General features: G+C 56.8%; 16 protein-coding genes. 9 read left to right on the forward strand and 7 right to left on the reverse strand.

Annotation, left to right across the window (positions count from 1 at the left end; all coding sequences use genetic code 11):
• The first annotated feature begins 390 nt into the window (after positions 1-390).
• The 3 genes from galU to GOW40_RS06350 all read left to right on the forward strand — a co-directional run bounded on the left by galU (position 391) and on the right by GOW40_RS06350 (position 4,025).
• Complete coding sequence (gene galU / locus GOW40_RS06340) at positions 391-1,284, forward strand: UTP--glucose-1-phosphate uridylyltransferase GalU (RefSeq protein ID WP_171132802.1); 894 nt, start codon at positions 391-393, stop codon at positions 1,282-1,284.
• A 72-nt stretch (positions 1,285-1,356) separates the two neighbouring features.
• Entirely contained in the window at positions 1,357-2,793 is a 1,437-nt protein-coding gene (locus GOW40_RS06345) for a mannose-1-phosphate guanylyltransferase/mannose-6-phosphate isomerase (RefSeq protein ID WP_171132803.1), read from the forward strand.
• A 155-nt stretch (positions 2,794-2,948) separates the two neighbouring features.
• Positions 2,949-4,025, forward strand: a complete 1,077-nt coding sequence (locus GOW40_RS06350; protein WP_171132804.1) for a DUF2793 domain-containing protein — start codon at positions 2,949-2,951, stop codon at positions 4,023-4,025.
• A gap of 18 nt (positions 4,026-4,043) precedes the next feature.
• On the opposite strand, the gene GOW40_RS06355 is transcribed toward GOW40_RS06350, so the two are convergent.
• Both GOW40_RS06355 and gmd read right to left on the reverse strand, forming a co-directional pair.
• Positions 4,044-5,021, reverse strand: coding sequence for a GDP-L-fucose synthase (locus GOW40_RS06355; protein ID WP_171132805.1), 978 nt, complete (start codon positions 5,019-5,021; stop codon positions 4,044-4,046).
• A 13-nt stretch (positions 5,022-5,034) separates the two neighbouring features.
• Complete coding sequence (gene gmd / locus GOW40_RS06360) at positions 5,035-6,159, reverse strand: GDP-mannose 4,6-dehydratase (RefSeq protein ID WP_171132806.1); 1,125 nt, start codon at positions 6,157-6,159, stop codon at positions 5,035-5,037.
• Positions 6,160-6,319: 160 nt separating this feature from the next.
• On the opposite strand from gmd, the gene GOW40_RS06365 reads away from it, so the two are divergent.
• Entirely contained in the window at positions 6,320-7,624 is a 1,305-nt protein-coding gene (locus tag GOW40_RS06365) for a UDP-glucose/GDP-mannose dehydrogenase family protein (RefSeq protein ID WP_171103050.1), read from the forward strand.
• A gap of 190 nt (positions 7,625-7,814) precedes the next feature.
• On the opposite strand, the gene GOW40_RS06370 is transcribed toward GOW40_RS06365, so the two are convergent.
• From GOW40_RS06370 to GOW40_RS06385, 4 genes are all read right to left on the reverse strand, one after another.
• The gene (locus GOW40_RS06370) at positions 7,815-8,093 is read right to left on the reverse strand and encodes an autotransporter domain-containing protein (protein ID WP_171132807.1); all 279 of its coding nucleotides are present in this window, start codon (positions 8,091-8,093) and stop codon (positions 7,815-7,817) included.
• A 92-nt stretch (positions 8,094-8,185) separates the two neighbouring features.
• Positions 8,186-9,712 (reverse strand): tripartite tricarboxylate transporter permease, encoded by a 1,527-nt coding sequence (locus GOW40_RS06375; RefSeq protein ID WP_171132808.1) that lies wholly within the window; start codon positions 9,710-9,712, stop codon positions 8,186-8,188.
• 32 nt (positions 9,713-9,744) lie between these two features.
• Positions 9,745-10,272, reverse strand: a complete 528-nt coding sequence (locus tag GOW40_RS06380) for a tripartite tricarboxylate transporter TctB family protein (protein ID WP_171132809.1) — start codon at positions 10,270-10,272, stop codon at positions 9,745-9,747.
• Between the two features lie 76 nt (positions 10,273-10,348).
• A complete protein-coding gene (locus GOW40_RS06385; protein ID WP_217352258.1) occupies positions 10,349-11,254 on the reverse strand; it encodes a tripartite tricarboxylate transporter substrate binding protein in 906 nt (301 codons plus the stop codon).
• A gap of 340 nt (positions 11,255-11,594) precedes the next feature.
• Here GOW40_RS06385 and GOW40_RS06390 point away from each other — a divergent pair, with 340 nt between their 5' ends.
• The 5 genes from GOW40_RS06390 (at position 11,595) to rraA (ending at position 15,830) form a co-directional block, all read left to right on the forward strand.
• A complete protein-coding gene (locus tag GOW40_RS06390) occupies positions 11,595-12,680 on the forward strand; it encodes an isocitrate/isopropylmalate dehydrogenase family protein (RefSeq protein ID WP_171132811.1) in 1,086 nt (361 codons plus the stop codon).
• 84 nt (positions 12,681-12,764) lie between these two features.
• Positions 12,765-13,442, forward strand: a complete 678-nt coding sequence (locus GOW40_RS06395; protein WP_171132812.1) for an aspartate/glutamate racemase family protein — start codon at positions 12,765-12,767, stop codon at positions 13,440-13,442.
• A 1-nt stretch (position 13,443) separates the two neighbouring features.
• Positions 13,444-14,721 carry a 3-oxo-tetronate kinase gene (gene otnK, locus GOW40_RS06400; RefSeq protein ID WP_171132813.1) on the forward strand — a complete coding sequence of 426 codons (1,278 nt, stop codon included), beginning with the start codon at positions 13,444-13,446 and terminating at the stop codon, positions 14,719-14,721.
• Entirely contained in the window at positions 14,718-15,353 is a 636-nt protein-coding gene (otnC, locus tag GOW40_RS06405) for a 3-oxo-tetronate 4-phosphate decarboxylase (RefSeq protein WP_171132814.1), read from the forward strand. The genes otnK and otnC overlap by 4 nt, the downstream gene beginning before the upstream one ends.
• A 3-nt stretch (positions 15,354-15,356) precedes the next feature.
• Positions 15,357-15,830 carry a ribonuclease E activity regulator RraA gene (gene rraA / locus GOW40_RS06410; RefSeq protein ID WP_171132815.1) on the forward strand — a complete coding sequence of 158 codons (474 nt, stop codon included), beginning with the start codon at positions 15,357-15,359 and terminating at the stop codon, positions 15,828-15,830.
• A 69-nt stretch (positions 15,831-15,899) separates the two neighbouring features.
• Here the strand turns inward: rraA and GOW40_RS06415 are convergent, their stop codons facing one another.
• The gene (locus GOW40_RS06415) at positions 15,900-16,061 is read right to left on the reverse strand and encodes a hypothetical protein (RefSeq protein ID WP_171230904.1); all 162 of its coding nucleotides are present in this window, start codon (positions 16,059-16,061) and stop codon (positions 15,900-15,902) included.
• Positions 16,062-16,094: the final 33 nt, after the last annotated feature.

The raw sequence follows: 16,094 nt of genomic DNA on the forward strand, positions 1-16,094 counted from the left end.
TGGTCTCTTTGTTCACCGTAAACGACCCTTCTTTGACAGGCTGCCAAGCCACTCACCAGAGGGACGGCCCGAGATCAAAGCGGGGCAAAGCGGTGAAATTTTTGGCAAAACACTGCGTCAAAACCGCTCGGTAAGGGCGAGCCTAAGCGAATACCGATCGATCTCGGGGGGGCACAGGCTCTGCATGATACGCCCAAAATCGCGTTTTCATCCTTCGCAGATCAAAGGCGTCGCGGGTCTACAGGTTTTGACTCTTTGTGCCCCGGATGGCAGGATTCGACCACTTGAAGCCTTGGCAGGTCAATCGGATTGAATGCCAAACCTGGCAAGACTAAGAGAACACACCGGCGCACCACATTTTCCGGTTACGAGTGAAATTTGAGAGGTCACATGACACGTAAAGTCACGAAAGCTATTTTCCCCGTTGCCGGGCTAGGAACACGGTTCCTTCCTGCGACAAAGTCGGTGCCAAAAGAGATTATGACACTGGTCGACCGACCGCTGGTTCAATATGCAATTGATGAGGCGCGGGCCGCTGGCATCAAGGAATTCATTTTTGTCACGTCACGCGGCAAGTCCGCGCTTGAAGATTATTTCGATCACAATCTGGTGTTGGAACAAGAGCTGCGCAATAAAGGCAAGGAAGCGTTGCTGGACACTTTGGCAGCAACCAATATGGAAAGCGGTGCCATTGCCTATATCCGTCAGCACAAAGCGCTGGGTCTAGGCCATGCGGTCTGGTGCGCCCGTCGCCTGATCGGAAACGAGCCTTTTGCGGTTATGCTGCCGGATGACGTAATCGCAGCGGACAAGCCTTGTCTGCAGCAAATGGTCGAAGCTTATCAAGAGACCGGTGGCAACATGGTGGCAACCATGGAAGTCGCACCCGAAAAGACGAGCGCTTATGGCGTTCTTGATGTCCAAGAGGACATGGGCGCCGTTGTGACCGCCCGCGGCATGGTTGAAAAACCCGCGCCCGAAAAGGCGCCATCTAATCTGGCCGTGATCGGACGGTACATCCTGGCACCTTCCGTTCTGGACAACCTCAATGAAATGAAGGTCGGCAGCGGTGGCGAGATTCAGTTGACCGACGCGATTGCACAGGACATCAAGAATGATGTCTCGGTCTTTGGGTATAGGTTCAAAGGTCAGCGTTTTGATTGCGGCTCAAAATCCGGGTTCCTGCAGGCCACTGTGGCCTTTGCGCTGGCACGGGACGATTTGCGCGAAGACCTGAACAACTATCTGCATGACATCATTGCCGCAGATCGGGCTGCTCAGTAACGATAGCCTCTTCACCTTTGTTGCAATCATTGCGATATGCTGGTGCCAAAGTCATACAAAGGCAGCAGCATTATGAATAAAGTCTATCCTGTGATCCTGTGCGGTGGCTCTGGCACGCGTTTGTGGCCCCTGTCGCGAAAAAGCTATCCCAAGCAGTTCGTCCCTTTGATCGGAGAGACGAGCCTGCTTCAGGACTGCGCTGACCGGTTACAGGGGCCGACTGAAACGCCGTATGCCAAGCCATTGATCCTGACCAACGAAGCGTTTCGCTTTGTGGTGCCGGAACAATTGGCTTCTGTGGGTATTGATCCCGGTCCGGTCCTGATCGAACCGGACGGGCGCAACACGGCACCCGCCGTCCTGGCTGCGGCACTGCACCTGGCGGCAAGCGACCCGGATGGCGTGATGATCGTAGCACCCTCGGATCATGTTGTGCCCGACAAAGCGGCCTTTCATGCGGCCGTGGAAAAGGGTCTGACGGCAATCACCGAGCGCAAGGATCTGGTGACCTTCGGGATCACACCGGATCGCCCGGAAACCGGCTATGGTTATCTGAAACTCAGCCAGAAACCGGATCAATCGGGCCTGCCTGTCGCTTTGGAACAGTTTGTGGAAAAACCGGATTTGGCCACAGCAGAGGCAATGGTGGCCGATGGCAGTTTCTTGTGGAATTCGGGCATCTTCCTGTTTGCCGTGCGCGACATTATCGCAGCGTTCGAAACGCACGCACCGGAACTGATGCAGCCGGTGCGCCAAGCGGTCGAAAAGGCGCAAAGCGATCTGGGCTTTTTGCGCCTGGATCCAGAGGCCTGGAACGCGGTTCAGGACATCTCGATCGACTATGCGGTTATGGAGAAAGCCGGCAACCTCAGCGTTGTACCCTACGCGTCAGGCTGGTCCGATGTGGGCAGTTGGTCTGCGGTGCAAGAGCTTAGCAATCCCGACGCAAACGGCGTGGCTACAACCGGTGAGGTCACGACAATCGACTGTCAGAACGTCCTCGTCCGCTCGGAATCTCCGGCGCAAGAGGTTGTTGCGATGGGGCTTGAGAACGTGATCACCGTCGCCATGCCCGATGCGGTGCTGGTGGCCAGCATGGACAAGGCGCAGGATGTTAAACAGGCGGTCGCCGCGCTGAAAGCCAAAGGCGCCAAACAGGCCGAACAATTGCCGGTGGATCACCGACCCTGGGGCTGGTTCGAAAGCCTGGTGATCGGTGACCGGTTTCAGGTCAAACGCATTCATGTGCATCCCGGTGCCGCGCTGAGCCTGCAATCGCATCACCACCGTTCTGAACATTGGATCGTGGTGGAAGGCACAGCAAAGGTCACCATTGATGAAGAGGTCAAGCTGGTCTCGGAAAACCAGTCGGTTTATATCCCGCTGGGCGCGGTTCACCGGATGGAGAACCCAGGCAAAGTGCCAATGGTACTGATCGAGGTTCAGACCGGTGCCTATCTGGGCGAAGATGATATCGTCCGCTACGAAGACATCTACGCACGCAGTTAACACGCGGGCAGGAGCCTTGGCCCCTGCCCCAAACAGCGGCTCAAACCTTTCCAAATCCTAATCCGGGCGTTCGGCCTGGTCAGGCGGGATTCATGCGCGTCACGGCAGTGTGGCGCGCAATCAGCGCCGGACCGACAGCCACAGGAGGATGCCCGATGTCGCAAAACTCACCCCGTTTGAAACTGCCGTTTCTTCAACCGTCACAGGCCCAGAAACACGTCACCCATAACGAGGCCCTGCGCGAGCTGGATCTGGTGGTGCAGTTGAGCTTAGTCACGATGAACGCAGCAACGCCCCCTGCGGTGCCGTCCCAGGGCGACATTCATGCCTTGGGCGCGGCACCCTCAGCGGAATGGGCCGATCACGGTGGCGAGCTTGCCGCGTGGTTGGACAATGCCTGGCATTTTGTAACGCCCGCCCAAGGCTGGCGCGCCTGGGATCAATCCGCGGGTCAGTTGAAGGTTTGGGATGGCAGCGCGTGGAACGATCCGCCGCTTTCGACGCAAAACTTGCCCGGTGTTGGGATCGCGACCACTTCGGACAGCACCAACCGCCTGTCGGTGCGTGGCCCGGCCACATTGCTGAGCCATGATGGGGCAGGACATCAGCTGAAGATCAACAAGGCAGGCGCAGGCGATACCGCATCGCTGTTGTTTCAATCGAACTGGACCGGCCATGCCGAAATGGGTCTGGCGGGCAATACCGGGTTTTCGATCAAAGTGTCTGCTGATGGCAGCACCTGGAATGATGCGCTGGCGTTCGACCCGGCGACGGGCGTTGCCAGCGGGACGGCGGTGCAAAGCAGCGCCGACGACACCACTACAGGGCGTCTGATGCGGGCCGATTACGGCTATGGTCCCGGCAATCTTTTGGGCACGGTCTCGGAAAGCGGCGGCACGCCCACAGGCGCGGTGATTGAGCGCGGGTCGAACGCCAACGGAGACTATGTGCGTTTTGCCGATGGAACGCAGATCTGCACGGTGACGCTTTCGGCGGTTGACTGCACCAATGCCACCGGCGCGCTGTTTGCCAGCGCCGTGTTCACCTGGGATTTCCCGATGGGTTTCGCCACAAGCGCCACCCCTGCCGTCAGCGGTGCGGCTGGTGCAGCGAGCCGTTTTCTGGGCCTCGACGCGCCATCTGGCACGCAAGCCAGCGGTCAAGTCCTGTCGGCGGTATCAGACCCAACCCAGCTGGCCCCCACTCTGGTGGCCATTGGTCGCTGGGTCTGAAGCTGGTTTTTCAGGCGGTTACTTGGACCGGATCTCGGTATCCGCCTGATCCAGGAACCAGGCATAGGTTTCGCGAATACCGTCCTCAAGGCCAATACCTGCGCGCCAGCCCATATCGGCCAGGCGCGATACGTCCATCAGCTTGCGCAGGGTGCCGTCGGGCTTGCTGACATCCTGCGTGATACGGCCCGTAAATCCGGTGGTCTTCGCCACCATCGCCGCTAGCTCTGCGATTGAGACATCCTGACCGCAACCCACGTTGATATGGCTCAGCATCGGTTCGGTATTGGCCTCGTAAACATCACGCGGCAGATCCAGCACGAACAAAGACGCCTCGGCCATGTCGTCCACATGCAGGAACTCGCGCCGGGGTTTGCCAGTGCCCCAGATCACCACCTCATCCAGCCCGTCACGCTGCGCTTCGTGGAAACGGCGTATCAGAGCGGGCAGAACATGGCTGTTTTCGGGGTGGAAGTTATCGCCTGGGCCATAAAGGTTGGTCGGCATGACCGAGCGGTAGTCGACCCCGTGCTGCCGGTTATAGCTTTCACACAGTTTGATCCCGGCGATTTTCGCGACTGCATAGGGCTCATTCGTGGGCTCCAGCACACCGGTCAACAGCGCATCTTCGCGCATCGGCTGTGGCACCGCACGCGGATAAATGCACGAGCTGCCCAGTTGCAGCAGATGTTTGACCCCAGCGTCAAAGGCCTGATGGATCACGTTACATTCGATCATCAGGTTGTCGTAGATGAAATCCGCAGGATAGGTGTTGTTGGCATGAATGCCGCCCACCTTGGCAGCCGCCAGTATGACCACATCGGGGTGTTCCGCCTGCATGAAGTCGCGCACCTGCGCCTGGCTGGTCAGATCCAGCTCGGCATGGGTGCGTGTGATCAGCTCCAACGCCTCACCTTCGGCCTGACATGCTTGCAAACGACGCAAGATCGCGCCACCCACCATGCCGCGATGGCCTGCTACATAGATCTTGCGCATCGCAAACCCCTCCTCAGCCGTTTTCCAGGCTGACCGGCAGGTCGAACCCGTGCTCTTTCAGCAGCGCGTGGCGTTTGGCGGTTTTCAGATCTTCGACCACCATCTCGGCGCACATCTCTTGCACGGTCAGTTCCGGAACCCAGCCCAGCTTGGCCTTGGCGTTGCTGGGATCACCCAGAAGCGTCTCAACTTCGGCAGGGCGGAAATACTGGGGGTCGATGCGCATGACCACGTCGCCCACCTTCAGCGCCGGAGCATTGTCGCCCTCAATCGCGGTCACGGTGGCGATTTCATCAACGCCGGAACCGGAGAATTCCAGCGTCACGCCCAGTTCGGCTGCGGACCATTCAATGAACTGACGCACGGAGTATTGCACTCCAGTCGCGATGACAAAATCTTCGGGTGTGTCCTGCTGCAGCATCATCCACTGCATCCGCACATAATCCTTGGCATGGCCCCAATCGCGCAGGCTGTCGATATTGCCCATATAAAGACAACTCTCAAGCCCCTGGGCGATATTGGCCAAGCCACGCGTGATCTTGCGGGTTACGAAGGTTTCCCCCCGACGCGGGCTTTCGTGGTTAAACAGGATGCCGTTGCAGGCATACATGCCATAGGCCTCGCGGTAGTTCACCGTGATCCAATAGGAATAGAGCTTGGCCACAGCATAAGGCGAGCGCGGGTGAAACGGTGTGGTTTCCCGCTGCGGGGTTTCCTGTACAAGACCATAAAGCTCGGACGTTGAGGCCTGATAGAAACGGGTCTTTTTCTCAAGCCCGAGAAACCGGATCGCTTCCAGCAAACGCAGGGTCCCGATGGCATCAACGTCGGCGGTGTATTCGGGCGATTCAAAGCTGACCGCCACATGCGATTGCGCGCCAAGGTTATAAACCTCGTCGGGCTGAACCTCCTGAATGATGCGCGTCAGGTTCGACGTATCGCTCAGATCACCATAATGCAGACGCAGCTTTGGGTTTGGCTCGTGCGGATCCTGATAGATATGGTCGATCCGTTGCGTGTTGAACGAAGACGCTCGCCGTTTGATCCCGTGCACCTCATATCCCTTGGCCAGCAGAAATTCGGCGAGATACGAGCCGTCCTGACCGGTAATGCCGGTGATCAATGCTGTCTTGGTCATAGATGTGTCCTATTCGATGCTAAATCCGTCTTTGTCGCCCAAAAACAGGATCATTGCGCCGAATGCAACCCAACCTGAGCGTCAGGCATTGAATCCGGCGGAACTTTCCCCGAGTGTGTGCGCGCCAGCATCGGTATTGAGTAACAAAGGATATTAACGAATGCGTATTGCGATGATTGGCACCGGTTATGTCGGCCTGGTGTCGGGAGTGTGTTTTTCAGATTTTGGCCATGACGTCATTTGTGTCGACAAGGCCGCCAGCAAGATCGAGATGCTGCAATCCGGTGAGGTTCCGATTTTTGAACCGGGACTGGATGTGTTGATGGCCAAGAACGTGGCTGCGGGTCGGCTCAGCTTTACAACAGATCTGGCCGCTGCGGTGGATGGGGCCGACGCGGTGTTCATCGCGGTCGGAACGCCCACGCGGCGCGGGGATGGTCATGCAGATCTGACCTATGTGATGGCAGCCGCCGAGGAAATTGCACATGCGCTGACCGACTACACTGTTGTCGTGACCAAATCGACGGTTCCGGTGGGTACCAACCGTCAAGTGCATCAGGTGATCTCGGCAGCTAATCCCAATGCCGCTTTTGATGTGGCCTCTAACCCGGAATTTCTGCGTGAAGGCGCGGCGATTGACGATTTCATGCGCCCCGACCGTGTCGTTGTCGGGGTCGAAAACGACCGGGCCGCAGATGTCATGGCCGAGATCTACCGCCCGCTCTACCTGCGCGACTTCCCGATCCTCACTACCGATCTGGAAAGCGCTGAGATGATCAAATACGCGGCCAACGCCTTTCTGGCGACCAAGATCACCTTCATCAACGAAATCGCTGGGCTCTGCGAACGGGTTGGTGCCGATGTGAAAGAGGTGTCACGCGGGATGGGCCTGGACGGGCGGATCGGCAACAAGTTCCTGCATGCCGGCCCCGGCTATGGTGGGTCGTGTTTCCCCAAGGACACCGCTGCTTTGGCCCGGATCGGGCAGGATCATGCGCACCCGATGCAGATCACCGAAACCGTCATGCGGGTGAATGACGAAGTCAAAAAGCGGATGATCGAAAAGATCCGCGAGGCTTGCAACGACAGTTTCAACGGCAAGACCATCACCATTCTGGGTGTGACCTTCAAACCCAATACCGATGACATGCGCGAGGCGCCATCGCTGTCGATCGTCCCTGCCCTGATCGGTGGCGGCGCGCAGGTCCGCGTGGTTGATCCGCAAGGCCGCGCCGAAGGCGAAGAGCTGTTGCCGGGCGTACACTGGGCCGATGATCCCTATCAAGCGGCCAAGGATGCCGACGCTGTGGTATTGCTCACCGAATGGAACGAATTCCGCGCGCTCAACCTTGCCGATCTGGCACAGGCAATGAAAACCCCCCGCATGGTCGATTTGCGCAACATCTACTCGAAACGTTCAGCGCTGAAATCCGGGTTCGAGACTTATGTAGGTGTTGGGCGGTGATGTCGAACCTGGCCGCAGGCCGCTAAAGCCATTCATTTGAGGATTGGTCATCACAACGGAGCCAATGTCGTTGTTGTTCCCGCGTGCGAAAAAGCCAGGTCAGGTCAAACCACGGTTCGCGCGATCTTTAGTGGCAGAATGAATTACGGCCCGCCATCACTACGGCGGGCCGCGATGCTTCGTAGGACCTTCAGAAACGGAACTCGATTCCGATGTTTCCACCAAAGGTATAGTCGCCTGAACTGCTGCCGAATCCGGTTTCTCCGGTGACCTCGGCAAACAGACTAGTTCTGGACGATACGGCCACATTGCCGCCCAGGGTCAGACCAGCCGTGTTCGCCCCGCGCTCGGTCAGGACCGTATTCTGCCCGAAGGCAACAGACGTTTCATTTTCGAAAGCATGGTAATAGTCGGCCTGACCAAACAGAACCGCATCGCCAGCCAATGTGTGTTCGGCGCGCAGACCCATCGCAAACGACCATCCTGCGCGCGGCTACATCATCTACCGGTCCGCTTGCGCAACGCAAACCGACCGGTAGGAATTTTGAAAACACCAGACGATCAGGCGTTGCCGACGTTGGCGCGGTCTTTTTTCTTCAAGAGGGTCATCGCAATCGGGACGATGATGATCGTGAGAAGAATGATGGACAGAACCAAAGACACCGGACGCTGCCAGAAGAGGTTCATGGTTCCCTGCGAAATGATGTAGGTTTGCAGGAAAGTTTCTTCTGCCATTGAGCCCAACACCAGAGCCAAGACGGTCGCTGCAGGTGAATAGCCATAGCTTTTCATCGCAAAGCCGACCAAGCCACTGAGCACAAGAATCCAGGTCTCGATGATGCTCGCGTTGATCGCATAGGCACCGATGATACACAGCAATACGATGACGGGCACCACGTTGACATAAGGAATGTCCAAGAACTTTACGAAAAGCGGGATGGCGAAAATGCTCATCGCGATCAGGATCATATTGCCCAGATACATGCTGGCAATCAGTCCCCAGACGAATTCCGGGTCGTTGACGATCAGCAACGGACCGGGCTGCAAGCCCCACATCAGGAACGCGCCAAGCAGAACCGCGGTCGCGCCAGAGCCGGGAATACCCAGCGACAGCAGTGGAACCATAGCGCCAGCAGACGCCGCGTTGTTTGCAGCTTCAGGCGCAACCAGCCCACGCATTTCACCTTTGCCGAATTTCTCGGGATCTTTGGCGACTTTCTTTTCGACCGAATACCCGATGATCGACCCAAGCGTAGCGCCCGATCCCGGCAGCACGCCAGCGATGAAACCGATGGCCGATCCACGCCAGAATGTCCAACGCGACTCGTAGTAGTCTTGTTTGTTGGGCCAAAACTCCTTGTCACGAAAGCTGACCCGAAGCCGTTTTGCAGGTTGCCGGTGCTGGCCATTGAGGATGCAATGCAGCAACTCGCCAATACCGAAAAGGCCAATGGCAACGGCGACAAAATAGACACCGCCAATCAGCTCTGCTGAACCAAAGGTATAGCGTTGCTGGCCGCTCATGACGTCAACGCCAACTGTACCGATGGCAAAACCGATCAGGGCCGAGATAAAGCCTTTGAACTTGTTGTCCCCCATCATGGTGGTCAGCATGAGCAAACCGACCGCGATGATCAGAAAATATTCGGATGGACCAAAAGAGGCAGCAAAATTGGCAAGCGAAGGCGCCAACGCTGTGATGAGGATAACGCCGATGGTTCCACCAAAGAACGATGCAATGGCCTGCATTACCAGCGCGGGCCCCGCGCGGCCCTTTTGGGCGAGTGGATAGCCATCAATCGTTGATGCAACGGTCGCCGATTCACCGGGTGTATTGATCAGGATCGACGTAATCGTGCCCCCGTACATCGAGCCATAGTAGATACCCGCGAGCATGATGATCGCGATAGTGGGCGTCAGCCCGAACGTCATTGGAATAAGCACCGCGATCCCAGCGGCCGGACCGAAGCCCGGAAAGAGACCGACGATCATTCCAAGGAACGCGCCGATGACAAGAAAAAGAAAGCCCTCTGGCGAAGCAGCAACGCTTAATCCAAGCGAGAGGTTTGCAGCGATTTCAGCAAGCATGTGATTGGTCCTCTGTCATTCGTTGTGGCGCGTCAGAAGCCAAACGGACTTGTGGGCAACGAGGCGTTCAACAGGATCTTGAACAGCCCGTACAAAAACGCAGGCAGAGCGATGCTGTAGATCACATTGCTGATGACCTGTTTGCGGTTGAACGTGAAAAGGAAGACAAGCATGAAGATGACCATTGCAAGGAACGCACCAACAGGCTTCATGATCGCGACCATTGCGCAGATGTATATGAAGACAATGAACACATCGCGGCCAAATGCTTGACCACCATCGATGCCATGGGCATCCACACCCAGCGCGTCGGCCTTGGCCTCGGTTTCAGGATCAGCTTGATGCGAAGGAACAACGCCCGAGCGCACTTGCTCTTGCTCCTCGCGCCAGTCTCCCCACAGGTTGATTGCGCAGGAAATGACCATCAACACGCCAATTACGAGAGGGAAGAACCCTGCGGCGGGCCTGCCGGATGAGGTCAAAAGCGTTAATGTGTTGATGCCGTAGAGTGTATAGCCGACAGCCAAAACAAGCAGTCCAGCGGCGAACCACTTTTTCATCGGATCTCCCCCCTTTCCGATTGGAGTTAGACAGCAAACGGGCGCCCCCGAGGGAGCGCCCGCGATTGTACATTGATTATTCCTGGATTGCGCCGATTTCGACCAGAGTCGCGCGGTACTTGGTGCTGGTGTCTTCCAGGTAGGCTGCGAACTCGTCGCCCCAGATCGGGTTGCCGGACATACCGTTCTTGACCAGGTACTCTTCCCATTCAGGTGTATCGATCACTTTTTTCAGCGTTTCGATCCACCAGTCCTGAACAGCCGGGTCCAGATCGTTGGGCATAACAACGCCGCGCGGCAGCGAGAAACTGAAATCGTAGCCCAGTTCCATAAAGGTCGGAACGTCGGGGTTGTTGGTGCTGCGGGCTGTGTCTGAAAACGCCAGCGCCTTCAAAGTTCCGGCTTCAAGTTGCCCTGAAACTTCGGACGGGTTGGCGACAACCGCGTCAACACTGCCGGACGTCAGCGCGGTAACAAGTTCACCGCCCGAGCCGATCGGGACATACTCAAATTCGATACCAGCTGCATTTGCGAAAAGCGCGGCGGTTACACGCTCGGGTCCGGCCGAGCCGCTGCCCGCGATGGTCACGCGACCTGCCTTTGCCGCGTCGACAAATGCGCCAACGTCACCGAAATCCGAGTCGGAGCGGACAACCAGCAGCATTGCGTCACTTGCAAGCAGGCCGATTGGCGTGAAGTCAGCAAAGGTCCAATCGGTGTCGGCCACCAAAGGTGTTCCGATAAAGTTGCCGCTGGTGGACGTCAGGCGATACGGATCACCTGCTTTGCCTGCGACATAGCTAAAGCCAACGGCACCACTGCCACCTTCGCGGTTTTCGACAACGATGTTGTTATCGAACAGCTCGTATTTGCGCAGAATGTCGACAACGGTGCGCGACATACGGTCGTTACCGCCGCCCGGACCAAATGCAATTGTATAGGTAAGACGCTCGGACGGATAGTCCTCCGCAACCGCCGGCATCGCAAAAACGGCCGATGCGGCAGCTGCTGCAAGCATAGTAAAAGTTCTTCGCATGATCATATGGTGTCCTCCCTTTGACCACATTGCTTTTTACGATCTGATAGTGCAATATTCACATGGATTGCACGTTGTCAAATAGAAAAGCATAAATCTTAGAGGTCAGTCTTGTTATATTAAGACCAGTGAACTAGTAATATGCTGTAATATATAACTTAAATTAAAAGACTGCCTGCTCAACAAGATACAAAATAGTTTTTTATTATTGTAATATGCAAAAAATCTAAGTAAGAGCTGGCCAACAACCGTTTATCGAAGCGAATAGCCCTCGGGAGGAAGAGAAATGAAGATTATGACCTTGCCATGCGACGGGATTGGCCCAGAAATCATGGCCGCGACCTTGGAAGTTGTTGAAGCTGCCAACAACCGCTTCGGCTTGGGTCTGACATTTCACGAGGAAGAATCGGGCTTTGTCAGTCTGAAAAAGCACGGCATCACGCTGCGAGAAGAGGTATTGGACCGGGCGCGGACCGAGTTTGACGGCGTGATTCTCGGCACCCAGTCCCACATGGACTATCCGCCAGTGGTCGAGGGCGGGCGCAACGTGTCCGCTGGCTTTCGAATTGGGTTGGACCTGTATGCAAACGTCCGCCCGGCGCGCAGCCGCGACTTCTTGCCGAACAAGGCCGAAGGCATGGATCTGGTCATCATGCGCGAAGCGACGGAAGGGTTCTATCCGGACCGCAACATGTACAAAGGCGTCGGCGAGATGATGCCGGACCCGGACATGGCTCTTTCGGTGCGCAAAATCACACGTCACGGATCAATGCGGATTTGCCGCGAAGCCTTTAAGCTGGCGATGCAGCGCGACAAAAAAGTCGCGGCGATTCACAAAGCAAACTCGTTCCTGATGACCGATGGTCTGTTCCTTGAATGCTTCCGCGAGGTTGCAAAGGATTATCCCGAGGTTGAAACGGAAGAGCTGATTGTTGACGCGTTTGCCGCGCTGTTGGTCCGCCAGCCGCAGAAATACGACGTCGTTGTCGCAACCAATTTCTACGGTGACATCCTGTCCGACCTGGCTTCCGAGCTTTCCGGCTCGCTTGGGCTTGCAGGGTCCATCAACGCGAACGCGGAAACCGGTCTTTGCTGTGCGCAGGCGCAACATGGTTCGGCGCCTGATATTGCCGGGCAGAATGTCGCAAACCCCACATCACTTATTCTGTCCGCTGCCATGATGTTGATCTGGCTGGGCGAGCAGCGCGGCGTTCAAAAGCTGATGGATGCAGGGCAGGCAATTGCTGACGCGGTTGACGTAGTCATCGACGATCCTGCCAAACGCACCCGAGATCTTGGTGGAACGGTGAACACCGACGCATTCGGAACGCTCGTCGCTCAGGAAGTCGCCAAGGTTGCCGTAGCGGCTTGATTACTCCCTCCCAGCAGGGCATTGCCCTATACGTCTGGTGGCGTCGTCCCGTGACGGCGTCACCTCTCTTTAAGTGAGGTTGCGATGAAACAGATGCCTCGATTGGCGTTGATACACGCCACCCGCGTCGCGATAGACCCAATCGAAACCGCTGCTCGGGACCTGTGGCCAGAGGCCGAAACGGTCACGATTCTGGAAGAAGGCCTGTCTGCTGATCGCCAGAAAAGTGACGAGCTTTCCCTGGATCTTTGGGACAGGATCGTCGGCCTTGCGCAATACGCGGAAAACCTGGGCGCTAGCGGAATCCTGTTCACCTGTTCGGCGTTTGGCCAGGCGATTGAAGATGCTGCAGATGGCGCAAGAGTTCCGGTCATGAAGCCTAACGAAGCGATGTTTGATGCGGCCTTTGCCCATGGTGACAACATCGCGATGATATACACTTTCGAGCCCGCAGCACCCGGCATGAAAGAAGAATTCAAAGAAGCGGCGGCGGCGCGTGGCAGCTCAGCGCGTCTTTCCAGCCACTTCGCCGAAGGTGCGCTGGACGCCAAACGAGCAGGCGACGACGCGACACATAACCGTCTGATTGCAAAGACGGCACAAAAGATCACCGGTGCCGATGCCATACTGCTGGCTCAGTTTTCGATGGCCGGCGCAGCCGACGCAGTGCGCGACGTGACCGATGTGCCGGTTTTGACAAGCCCCGAGGCCGCGATTGCCGAAATAAAACGGCGGGTCGAAACTCAAAAAGGCGAGGCATAAAATGCTGGTAGGCGTGATTGCAGATGATTTCACCGGAGCCAGTGATATCGCGAACACTCTGGCACAGGGGGTCGCCCCAGAGGGCGGATTGTATACGGCACAGTTTTCGGGCGTGCCAACTGGCCCTGCACCGAAACATGTCGAAGCAGGTGTAATCTCGCTGAAAAGCCGCACCGCGCCGATATCCGAAGCCGTAAGCGATAGCCTTGCGGCATTGCGCTGGTTGCGTGACCAGGGATGCCGCCAGTTCATCTTCAAATACTGTTCGACATTCGACTCGACAAAAGAAGGTAATATCGGCCCGGTCGCAGAGGCGTTGGCGGACGAACTGGACGCAAAAGGTGTTGTGTTCTGCCCGGCTTTTCCCACAGCTGGGCGCACGATCTATCAGGGTCATCTGTTTGTGAATGACCGTCTGTTGCATGAGTCTGGTTTGGAAAATCATCCGCTCACCCCGATGACGGATGCCAATATTCGCCGTTGGCTGGGGCATCAAACCAGCGAAAAAGTCGGCTTGGTTCCAATGTCAGTTGTTCGTCAGGGGCCAAACGCGGTAAGAACCGCCATCGAAGATGCCGAAGAACGGTTTCTGATTGCAGACGCCATATCAGACGAAGACCTGTTGGCTCTGGGCGAAGCTTTGCGTGACGCTCCCTTTATCACCGGGGGGTCGGGAATTGCTTTGGGTCTGCCAAGAAACTTTGACCGGGCATCCGCCAGAGAGGGACAACCATCTGGGTTCCAAGGCGTTTCGGGCCCCGAGGCTATTTTGGCCGGCTCCTGTTCTGGTGCCACTCGTGGTCAGGTTGATCTGCACGCCAAATCGCACCCGTCCCTGGCCATTGATGTCCCTGCGGTAATGGCCGGTGAAGTGACGCGCAAAACGCTGGTCGATTTCTATCAAGAGAATGCCGGGCAAAAGCCGCTGGCCTATTCGTCGGGCACGCCTGACGAAGTCCGCGCGCTGCAAGCGCGGTTCGGTCGCGAAAAGGTTGCCTCCAAATTGGATGCCTTGTTTGCGGATACGGCGCGGGATCTGGTTGAATTGGGCTATCGCAGGATCGTTGTCGCGGGCGGCGAAACTTCGGGAGCCGTTGCGCAATCGGTTACAAACGCGCTGCAAGCACCTGCAATGACTATTGGGCCAGAAATTGATCCAGGCGTTCCTGTCCTGACATTGGGCCAGGACACGCCATTGGCGCTGGCGTTGAAATCCGGCAATTTCGGAGCACCGGATTTCTTTTCCAAGGCCCTGCGCGTTATGGAGACAGGTTCATGACCGAAGCAGACCTTCGTCAACAAATGTCCGATCTTTGCCGTTCGCTTTATGAACGGGGCTTTTCGGTTGGAACGGCGGGAAATGTTTCCGCCAAACTGCCGGACGGCATTCTGATGACACCGACCAATGCCACTTTGGGCAGCATCGAGCCTGAGCGGATCGCCAAAATTGACCTAAATGGCGTCCATGTCGATGGCGACAAACCCACCAAAGAAGTGTTTTTACATCAGGCCTTTTATGAAACGCGCCCCGACGCAGGTGCCGTTGTGCATCTACATTCTACCTGGGCCACTGCTTTGTCCTGCTTGTCGGACACCGATCCGGACGACTGTATCCCACCGCTGACACCTTACGTGGTGATGCGTGTTGGGCCCGTCAAAATGGTTCCCTATGTCAAACCAGGGGATCCTAGATCGGGAGATCTGATCCGCGACCTGGAGGGCCGATATGGCGCGGTTCTCTTGGCAAATCACGGTCCGGTCGTTTCAGGCAAAGACCTGTTTTCTGCGGTTTGCGCCGCTGAAGAACTGGAAGAGACAGCAAAGCTTCTTGTGGCGCTGCGTGGGTTGCCCACACGGTTCCTGTCAGAAGCTGACGTGAGCGAATTAAAACAAACGTTTGGAAGGATCTGACCCATGAAAACCGCTGATCTGATTGATCGCCACGCCGCAGACCTGACGTTGGTGCATTTGCCGTTCCGTCAGTTTGGAACAAAGCCGTTCTTTGCCGCTCAGGTGCAGACGGTCAAATGCTTCGAGGACAACACCGAAGTGCGCGCGCAGCTTGAACAACCGGGTGAAGGTCGTGTGCTGGTGGTCGATGGCGGAGGCTCTACCCGCATCGCCTTGCTGGGGGACATTCTGGCAGAACTGGCAATCGAAAATGGCTGGGCGGGTTTGATCCTGAATGCTTCAATCCGCGATAGCGCCGAGGTCAATCAGATGGACACGTTGGTCTTTGCGTTGGCGACCAGCCCGGTGAAAAGCGCCAAAGCCGGATGGGGCAAGGTCGGCGATCCTGTCTCATTCGGGGGGGTCAAATTCACGCCTGGAGATTGGGTTTATGGCGATGCAGACGGTGTTTTGCACAGCCACAAAAAACTGATCTGACCGTTGCCGGAACAGGCCCAACGAACGGTGACAATCGGACCGCGCAAGCTGCGTGTGCTCGATCTCAGTTCATTGCTTGGCGATATGCTGCCGCGATTGCCGTATGTGCTGCGCTTGTTGGCCGAAAACCATCTGCGTGCAGGTGGCTCTTTGCCTGAGTTGCTGCGCGCGATGCGGGAACGACAGCCGGATTTCGAGTTCACGTTCCAGCCCAATCGCCTGCTGATGCATGACACAACATGCACGCCAGCACTCGCGGATGTG

The sequence above is a fragment of the Ruegeria sp. HKCCA6707 genome, assembly GCF_013033515.1.
GTDB lineage: Bacteria > Pseudomonadota > Alphaproteobacteria > Rhodobacterales > Rhodobacteraceae > Ruegeria.

Excerpts from the sequence above, each read along its gene's own strand:
- GOW40_RS06365 (WP_171103050.1), top strand. The coding sequence starts at position 6,320 with ATGCGTATTGCGATGATTGGCACCGGTTATGTCGGCCTGGTGTCGGGA.
- GOW40_RS06355 (WP_171132805.1), bottom strand. The coding sequence starts at position 5,021 with ATGCGCAAGATCTATGTAGCAGGCCATCGCGGCATGGTGGGTGGCGCG.
- rraA (WP_171132815.1), top strand. The coding sequence starts at position 15,357 with ATGAAAACCGCTGATCTGATTGATCGCCACGCCGCAGACCTGACGTTG.
- otnK (WP_171132813.1), top strand. The coding sequence starts at position 13,444 with ATGCTGGTAGGCGTGATTGCAGATGATTTCACCGGAGCCAGTGATATC.
- GOW40_RS06390 (WP_171132811.1), top strand. The coding sequence starts at position 11,595 with ATGAAGATTATGACCTTGCCATGCGACGGGATTGGCCCAGAAATCATG.
- otnC (WP_171132814.1), top strand. The coding sequence starts at position 14,718 with ATGACCGAAGCAGACCTTCGTCAACAAATGTCCGATCTTTGCCGTTCG.
- GOW40_RS06415 (WP_171230904.1), bottom strand. The coding sequence starts at position 16,061 with ATGCATCAGCAGGCGATTGGGCTGGAACGTGAACTCGAAATCCGGCTG.
- GOW40_RS06375 (WP_171132808.1), bottom strand. The coding sequence starts at position 9,712 with ATGCTTGCTGAAATCGCTGCAAACCTCTCGCTTGGATTAAGCGTTGCT.
- GOW40_RS06385 (WP_217352258.1), bottom strand. The coding sequence starts at position 11,254 with ATGCCGGCGGTTGCGGAGGACTATCCGTCCGAGCGTCTTACCTATACA.
- GOW40_RS06395 (WP_171132812.1), top strand. The coding sequence starts at position 12,765 with ATGAAACAGATGCCTCGATTGGCGTTGATACACGCCACCCGCGTCGCG.
- gmd (WP_171132806.1), bottom strand. The coding sequence starts at position 6,159 with ATGACCAAGACAGCATTGATCACCGGCATTACCGGTCAGGACGGCTCG.
- GOW40_RS06380 (WP_171132809.1), bottom strand. The coding sequence starts at position 10,272 with ATGAAAAAGTGGTTCGCCGCTGGACTGCTTGTTTTGGCTGTCGGCTAT.
- GOW40_RS06370 (WP_171132807.1), bottom strand. The coding sequence starts at position 8,093 with ATGGGTCTGCGCGCCGAACACACATTGGCTGGCGATGCGGTTCTGTTT.
- GOW40_RS06345 (WP_171132803.1), top strand. The coding sequence starts at position 1,357 with ATGAATAAAGTCTATCCTGTGATCCTGTGCGGTGGCTCTGGCACGCGT.
- GOW40_RS06350 (WP_171132804.1), top strand. The coding sequence starts at position 2,949 with ATGTCGCAAAACTCACCCCGTTTGAAACTGCCGTTTCTTCAACCGTCA.
- galU (WP_171132802.1), top strand. The coding sequence starts at position 391 with ATGACACGTAAAGTCACGAAAGCTATTTTCCCCGTTGCCGGGCTAGGA.